Annotated in this window: 6 protein-coding genes; 4 read left to right on the forward strand and 2 right to left on the reverse strand. The window is 71.4% G+C overall.

Annotated features, from left to right (window positions below):
* Positions 1–40: 40 nt before the first annotated feature.
* Together VF746_22220 and VF746_22225 are read right to left on the reverse strand one after the other, a co-directional pair.
* Positions 41–1411 (reverse strand): RagB/SusD family nutrient uptake outer membrane protein, encoded by a 1371-nt coding sequence (locus VF746_22220; GenBank protein ID HEX8695144.1) that lies wholly within the window; start codon positions 1409–1411, stop codon positions 41–43.
* Positions 1412–1415: 4 nt separating this feature from the next.
* Positions 1416–4409 (reverse strand): SusC/RagA family TonB-linked outer membrane protein, encoded by a 2994-nt coding sequence (locus VF746_22225; protein HEX8695145.1) that lies wholly within the window; start codon positions 4407–4409, stop codon positions 1416–1418.
* Between the two features lie 588 nt (positions 4410–4997).
* Here VF746_22225 and VF746_22230 point away from each other — a divergent pair.
* The 4 genes from VF746_22230 to pdxH all read left to right on the forward strand — a co-directional run bounded on the left by VF746_22230 (position 4998) and on the right by pdxH (position 7283).
* On the forward strand, positions 4998–5510 hold the full coding sequence (locus VF746_22230) for a MarR family transcriptional regulator (protein HEX8695146.1): 513 nt from the start codon (positions 4998–5000) through the stop codon (positions 5508–5510).
* Positions 5507–5986 (forward strand): arsenic resistance N-acetyltransferase ArsN2, encoded by a 480-nt coding sequence (gene arsN2 / locus VF746_22235; protein HEX8695147.1) that lies wholly within the window; start codon positions 5507–5509, stop codon positions 5984–5986. Before VF746_22230 ends, arsN2 begins: the two co-directional genes overlap by 4 nt.
* A 95-nt stretch (positions 5987–6081) precedes the next feature.
* Positions 6082–6654 carry a DUF2911 domain-containing protein gene (locus VF746_22240; protein HEX8695148.1) on the forward strand — a complete coding sequence of 191 codons (573 nt, stop codon included), beginning with the start codon at positions 6082–6084 and terminating at the stop codon, positions 6652–6654.
* Positions 6651–7283 (forward strand): pyridoxamine 5'-phosphate oxidase, encoded by a 633-nt coding sequence (gene pdxH / locus VF746_22245; protein HEX8695149.1) that lies wholly within the window; start codon positions 6651–6653, stop codon positions 7281–7283. Before VF746_22240 ends, pdxH begins: the two co-directional genes overlap by 4 nt.
* Positions 7284–7722: the final 439 nt, after the last annotated feature.

Consider the following 7722-nt stretch of genomic DNA (forward strand, 5'->3'; position numbering starts at 1 on the left):
GGCGCCGCCGCTTCCCACCCTCAGCCCCGCGCGGCCCGGCTCACGACGCCGCGCAGGGGGAGGGGAGCTCGCGGGCCAGGCACTCGGCCTCGGGCACCTGGAACGCGGCGATGCGGATGTGCGTGCCCACGTCCAGCGGCAGCGTGTTCAGCCGCCCGAAGCGGCGGGTGTCGATCCAGCGGTGCCCGCCCTCGTAGAGCAGCGAGTAGCGCCGCTCCCGGAGCAGCGCGGTGATGAAGTCCGCGTCGGTCGCCGGCTGCGCGATCGGGGCCAGCCCGCCCGAGGTGGTGCGGATGAAGTTGAGGTCGGCCATGGCGCCCGCCTTGTCGCCCGTGAACCAGCGCGCCTCGGCCCGCAGCAGGATCAGCTCCTCGTTGCGGATGACCGGGACGGGCGAGTCGACCTCGGGGTAGAGGAGGAACGCCTTGTCGGACGACACCCCCAGCAGCGTGCGCGGCGCCGGATGCGGGCCCACCTTGGCCAGCAGCCGGTTGTCGGGCGTGCCGTCGGGCTTGAGCTGGGCGTCGGTCACGATCGAGGGGTGCGCGTACTGCAGCGGCGTGGCGAGCTGGTTGGGCGCGTCGGAGCCGCCGCCGTACACGTGGTACACCCCCAGCGTGAGCGGCTGGCTGGTGCTCACGAACGACTGCGACAGCGAGGTGAGCGCCGCCGCGTAGTTGCCCATGTACACGTCCACCCGGGCCTTGAGCGCCCGGTTGAACTGGATGAAGGTGGCCGGCGTGTTGAAACCGGCGAAGCCGGCCGAAAGCGCGAAGGGGAAGCTGGCCCCGCCCGCCGCCAGGTCGCTGCGCCCCTCGTCGAGGAGCTGCACGATGTGGGCGAACACCTCGGCCTTGCTCTCCAGCGGCGCCAGCTGGTCGATCGAGCCGCCCACGTCGATGGGGGCGCCGTTCACGTCGCGGGTGTTGATCACCAGCAGGAAGTCGAGCGCCTGCATCGTCTTCACGTAGCCGCGCACCGCCGCCTTCTGCGCGTCGGTGTAGCCGGGGACCCGGTCCACCACCTCCAGGATGATGTTGCCCAGGCGGATGTTGGCGTAGCGCGTGGTCCACAGCCCGGCCCCGAAGGCGCCGCTGTTGGTCACCGGGCCCACCAGCAGCTCGGTGATGTAGCGCGGATCGGACACGTCGAGCGTGTACGACTCGCGCCCCAGGATCCCCAGCATCCCCACGTAGCTGGTGCGGCCGGTGATGTCGGCCCGCGCCCCGATCTGCATCCCCACCGCCGCGGCCGCCACCGCCGCGGGGGTGGGGTTGTTCACCAGGTCCTCGATGCTCGGGTTGTTGTACTCGGGGATGTTCAGGTCGCCGCACGCGCCCGCGAGCAGCGCGGAGAGCGCCAGCGCCGCCGCCCGGACGGCGGCCTTCCCCGAAAGGAGAGTCGTCGTCATGGCCTCAGAGCCCCAGGTTGAAGGTGAGCCAGAAGCTGCGGCTGGGCGGGAACGGCGCCACGTCCACGCTGCGCGCGATCTGCTGGTTGCCGAAGTTGCTGACCTCGGGGTCGAGCCCCGTGTAGTCGGTCCAGGTGACCAGGTTGCGCCCCGAGAGGCTGATCCGCGCGTCGTCCACCCGCCACGGCAGCGCCCGGCGCACCCGCTCGGGGACGTACCAGGTGAGCGAGACCTCGCGCAGCTTCACGAAGCTGGCGTCCTCGACGTACTGCCCGGTGTAGACGCCGAACCCGCTCACCCGCTCCAGCCCCGAGCAGTTCGGGATGCAGTCGGGGACCGCGCGCGGCGTGGACACGCCGGCCGGAAGCGCGAAGTCCGGGCTGTTGGAGCCGAAGTCGTAGAGCAGGCGCGTGAGGTTGATCACGTCGCCCCCGTGCTGCCAGTCGAAGAGCGAGTACAGCCCGAGGGTCCGCCAGCGCAGCTCGTTGCTGAAGCCCATCTTCCACTGCGGAGTGGCGTCGCCGAGCTGCTCCTCGATGATGCTGCCGTCCGTCCGGAGGCCGTTACGCCCCACGATCTGCGTGGCGCTCTCGCCCTCCTCGATCTGGAACACGCCCAGCGCCGTGGAGCCGAACGCGCCGGTGCGGAAGGTGGGCACCGGGAGGTTCTCGATGGTGCTCTTGGTGGTGTAGAAGGTGGTGCGCGAGGTCCAGGAGAGGTCGCCGCGGTCGATCGGCGTGGCCGAGAGCGCCAGCTCGAGGCCCCGGGTGTGCAGCTCGCCGCCGTTGAACACCTGGGTGGTGAAGCCGGTGGAGGAGGCCAGGGTGCGCTGCAGCAGCAGGTCGGTGATGCGCTGCAGGTAGGCGGTGGCCTCGAAGGCCGCGCGGCCGTCGAAGAGGGTGAGGTCGAAGCCGCCCTCGATCTCGCGCTCGCGCTCGGGGCGGATGTCGGGGTCGCCCGCCGTGCCGCCGATCACCAGCCCGCCGACGCCGCCGATGGAGTTGGTGCCGTTGAAGGTGGTGAACTTCTGCCCGTAGAGCGGCTGGTTCCCCGTCTCGCCGTAGGCCACGCGCAGCTTCAGGTCGTCGAGCCAGCCGGCGAGGTCGGGGAAGCGGTACGAGGCCGCGGCCTTGGGATAGAAGAAGTACTTGCCGGGGTCACCGTTGTTGCTGCTGCGGTCGGCGCGCAGGCTGGCCGTGAGCAGGAGCCGGCTGTCGAGCCCCAGGAACTCCTCCTGCACGTACACGCCCAGGTCCTGCACCCGCTGGCGCGAGTCGAACACCGCGTTGCTGGGACCGGCGTCCACGCTCCCCTGCCCCGCCACCAGGTCGCGGGTGACGATGCGGTCGATGGTGAGGTCGCGGTCCTCGTACTGCACCCCGGCCGAGGTGGTGGCCGTCCAGGCGGCGCCCTCGGGCGTGAACGTGTGCACCAGGTTCACGTTCCCGTTCAGGTTCAGGTTGTCGGCGTTGGCCGAGATCACCGTCCCCGGCTGGGTGCCCTGCGCCTCGAACTGCAGCTCGGGCGGGAAGAGCAGGCCGTTCTCCTGGTTGAAGAAGTCGGCGCCGCCGGTGAGCAGCAGGCGCAGCGAGTGGCGCTCGCCGCGCACCAGGTCGGCCTTCACCGTCCCCGACGAGATCACGCGCCAGACGTTCTCGTCGTTGCTCATGAGCGCCGCCGTCTGCAGCGGGTTGCTGGGGCCGAACGGGTTGAAGGGGAAGACGCCGCTGCTGCCGCGCAGGTCCACGAAGCTGGGCGTGCCCGAGAGCACCATGTAGAAGCTGACGCTGGCGTTGTCGTTGTTGCTGAGGCCGCGCGCCGCCAGCGTGTGCAGCACGTTGGTGTTGAGCGACACCTCCACCCGCTCGCCCAGGCGCTGGTCCAGGTTGAGCCGGAGGCTCTGCTTCTGGAAGCCGGTGTTGGCGATGATCCCGGGGTCGTTCTCCAGGAGCCCCGACACGAAGTAGCGCGTTCCCCCGCTGCCGCCGCTCACGGACAGCGAGGTGCCGGTGGCCAGGTCGCGCCGGCCGGCCAGGAGCTCCTCCTGGTCGAACTGGGCGATCGGGGTGCCGTCGGCGTTGAAGAAGGCGCCCGCGCCCGCGCCGAACGCCGCCACGGCGCTCGTGCGGTCGAAGCTGCGCGAGCCCAGCGTGTTGGCCAGCTCGTAGTAGCCGAAGCGCTGCGAGAACGAGATGCGGGGCCGCCCCTCGCGCCCGCGCCGGGTGGTGATGATGATCACCCCGTTGCTGGCCTTGGAGCCGTAGATGGCCGCGGCACTGGCGCCCTTCAGGATCTCGATGCTCTCGATGTCGTCGGGGTTGAGGTCGGAGATGCGGTTGGTGGGCGCGTCCTGGTTGCTGGCGCTGTCGGCGGCGATGGCCTGCGTCACCGCGTTCTGCCCCGAGGGGATGGAGACGTTGCTCATCACCACGCCGTCGATGATCCAGAGCGGGTCGGCCGAGGCGTTGATGGACGAGACGCCGCGCAGGTCCACCTGCACGCCGCCGCCGGGGGCGCCCGAGTTGGTGGAGATGATGGCGCCCGCCACCTTCCCCTGCAGCGCCTTGTCCACCGTCTGCGCCGGCGCGCGCTCCACGTCCTCGCCCGACACGGTGGCCACCGCGTTGGCCAGGTTGCGCCGCGCCACCGAGGTGGCCTGCCCGGTCACCACCAGGTCCTCCAGCTGCACCGCGCCGGTCTCCAGCCGGATGGTGACGGTGCTCTCGCCGGCCGGCACCACGACGTCGCGGCTCTGGTAGCCCAGCATCGTGGCCCGGAGCGTCACGGCGCCGGCGGGGACGGAGAGGCGGAAGGCGCCGCCGGGGCCGGCGTTGACGCCCTGGCTGGTGCCCGCGATCGCCACCCGCGCGCCGGGGAGCGGCGTGGCGTTCTGGGCGGAGACCACGGTGCCGCTGACCTCCCGCTGCTGCGCCGCCGCCGGGGCGCCGCGCGCCGCCAGCGCGCAGCCGAGGACGAGCAACCACGTTCGATGGGTCATACTCCTGCTCCGGGTTGGGGGTGAACTGCGCTGGAGTAGAGTGAGATCCTCCTCACGGGCGCCGGGTGGGCCCGCGCGTGGGAGCGTGCCGGGGGTGCGGGTGGGCTGTGGACGTCCGTCCGGAAGAACCGCCGGAAGGAGGTGCGGAAGGCCCGGGCACCGGGTGCGGGTTCGCGTTGCAACGGGAAAACCTGGGTTCCAAGTTGTGTCGGTCCCTCATCGGAATCAAGACTGTCGGGAGTTCTCCGGACAAACAGGGGAGAACGAGGCAAACATCCGTCTCCCGAGTGGAAAATCGGCGAGGGCCGTCCCGCAATCTCCGCAACCTCTCGCGACGCTATCGGGATGGTGCAGGATGGACCGGCCTCGTGCCGCCGTGCAGACGATCGCACGGGGACAGATCTTGAAAAGGTCTCACGCAGAGACGCAGAGACACAGAGAACTGCCGGGGTTCCTCCGCGTCTCTGCGTCTCTGTGTGATCCTATCCGTGATCGGTTGGAATGACGCCCGTGATCCTTGACGGCGCCCTCCGTCGCGGCGTACGCTGTTGCAGGACGCAACGACTTTCCCCTGGAAGACGAGGGTGGATGACCGCGGCGAGCGTGGCGGCGGCCGAGCTGGAGCGGGAGTCGGCGGAGTTCCACCGGGCGCTCCGGGACCTGATCCGGCTGCACAGTTTCCGCGACCGCGACCGCGTGGGGTGCTACGACGTGACGGTGTCGGGCGCGCACGCGCTGGAGGTGCTGGCCCGGCTGGACGCGCTGACGCTGAACGGCCTGGCCGCCGAGCTCTTCGTGGACAAGAGCACGGCGTGCCGCATCGTGGGCGCGCTGGAGGACCGCGGCCACGTGCGGCGCCTCCCCGACGCGAGCGACGGGCGGGCCATCCGCATCGAGTTGACCCCGGCGGGGAGCGCGCTCCAGGCGCGGCTCCAGGAAGACGCCGTGTGGGAGATGCAGGCGATGCTGGCCGGCTTCGCGCCCGAGGTGCGCCGCGAGATGCTCCGCTTCGTGCGGCAGCTCACGCGCACCTCCGCCACGCACGCGGGCGCCGGCGCGGCCTCGTGCTGCCGGGACGCCGACACGGAGGGATGGGGATGAGCGTCGAGACTATCGACACCGGGGCGCGGATCGGGCCCGCGGCGGCATCCGACCTGGACGGCGTGGCCGCGCTGCTGGCGGAGGGGCGCCTCCCCCCGGCGGGGATCGAGGAGCACTTCCCGGCCGGCTTCCTGGTCGCCCGCGACGAGGCGGGGGCGATCGTCGGCACGGCGGGGGTGGAGGTGTACGGCGGCGTGGGCCTGCTGCGCTCGGTGGCCGTGGCCGAGCGGGCGCGCGGGCGGGGGCTGGGCGAGCGGCTCACCCGCGCGGCGATGGAGCTGGCCGCAGGGCGCGGCGTGCGCGACCTGTACCTGCTCACCACCTCGGCCGAGGAGTACTTCCCGCGCCTCGGCTTCGCGCGCGTGGCCCGCGAGGAGATGCCGGCCGAGCTCGCCCGCTCCGAGCAGATGCGCGGCGCCTGCCCCGCGACGGCGGTCGGGATGCGCCGCGCGCTGGAGCCCGCCGTCCACAGCTGATCGGCGCGGCGAGGCAGCCGGCTCCCGGGTTGCAGACGCCGCCGCGGCGCCGTACCATGGCCGCGCCGACAACGATGCTTTCCGCGAGGTGAACCGTGGTCCGTCTCTCCACCCTGCGCGGCGTGCTGCCGCTGGCCGCGGCGCTGGCCGGCGCGGCCGCGTCTCCCGCGGCTGCCCAGCCCGGGCAGGCCCCCCTGAGCCCGCGCGACACCGTGCACTTCGACGCGGGCGGCGGGCGGCACGTCTTCATCGACTACGGCCGCCCGTCGATGCGCGGGCGCCGGATCATGGGCGGCCTGGTGCCGTTCGGGCAGGTGTGGCGCACGGGCGCCAACGCCGCCACCACGCTGGTGACCGACGTGGACCTGCAGATCGGCGCGGCGCGCGTGCCGCGCGGCACCTACACCCTCTACACCATCCCCAGCCAGGGCGGGTGGACGCTGATCGTCAACCGGCAGACGGGGCAGTGGGGGACGCAGTACGACCGCGCCCGCGACCTGGTGCGCATCCCCATGCGCGTGGCCACGCTCCCGCGGCCGGTGGAGCAGTTCGCCATCCTGCTCCAGCGCGGGCAGGGCGGCGCGCACACGCTGGCGCTGCAGTGGGAGCGCACGCGCGCCTACGTGCCGTTCCGCGTGGCGCAGCCGGCCCGCGGCTCGCGCCGATGAGCGAAGCCGGCGTCCGGCCCGCCACGGCCGCGGCGGACGTGGAACTCGCCGAGCCGTTCCGCCGCTTCGGCGAGCTGCTGGAGCGCGCGGTGGCGGGCGGCCTCCCCGAGCCCACGGCGATGGCGCTCGCCACCGCCACGGCCGAGGGGCGCCCGTCGGTGCGCATGGTGCTGCTCAAGGGGCACGACGAACGGGGCTTCGTCTTCTACACCAACCTGGAGAGCCGCAAGGCGCGCGAGCTGCGCGAGAACCCGTACGCGGCGCTCTGCTTCCACTGGGTGGCGATGGGGGTGCAGGTCCGCGTGGAGGGCCGCGTGGAGCCGGTGAGCGACGCCGAGGCCGACGCCTACTACGCCAGCCGTCCGCGCGGCAGCCGCATCGGCGCGTGGGCGTCCAAGCAGAGCGCGCCGCTGGCCGAGTACGCCGACCTGGTGCGGCGGGTGGAGGAGCTGGAGGCGCGCTACGGCGAGGGCGAGATCCCGCGCCCGCCGTTCTGGTCGGGCTTCCGGCTGGTCCCCGGGCGCATCGAGTTCTGGTTCGGCCGCCCCAGCCGCCTGCACGAGCGCGAGCTGTACACGCTGGCCGACGGCGACCCGCCGCGCTGGACGAAGGAGCTGCTCTACCCCTAGCGCTGAGTAGCTGAACCCGAACCGGGCCACATCCCAAGTCCACCTTCTCAGGAAGTCACCGGACGTGAGTAGCACTCCTCTTTTCCACGCCTTTCAAGAACTCAAGCAGAATTTGGATCAAGTCGTTGTAGCCTCCTCTCAGAACATAGATGATGCGCTGAGCCGATTTTTCGAACCACTCCGTTCAAGCAATACGATTGGCAGAGTGCTAGATGACGTATTGCCCGATGTAAATTTTAGCAATTGGTATTCTTCTGTTCTGAAGACAAAAGGCGGAATGGCTGGGAGTGCTCAATTAACCCTCGGTTATTCACGAAGCTCGGGACATTCGCCGTGCGGCTTTGCGGTCGCTGTCGGAGAGGGCCGTCGGGCGAGAGGTGTGTCTCAGGAGCACGACGCCCCTTTCCCCACGGGTGACCGGGAGGAGGCTCGGCGTCTC

Source organism: Longimicrobium sp. (genome assembly GCA_036389795.1).
Lineage (GTDB): Bacteria > Gemmatimonadota > Gemmatimonadetes > Longimicrobiales > Longimicrobiaceae > Longimicrobium.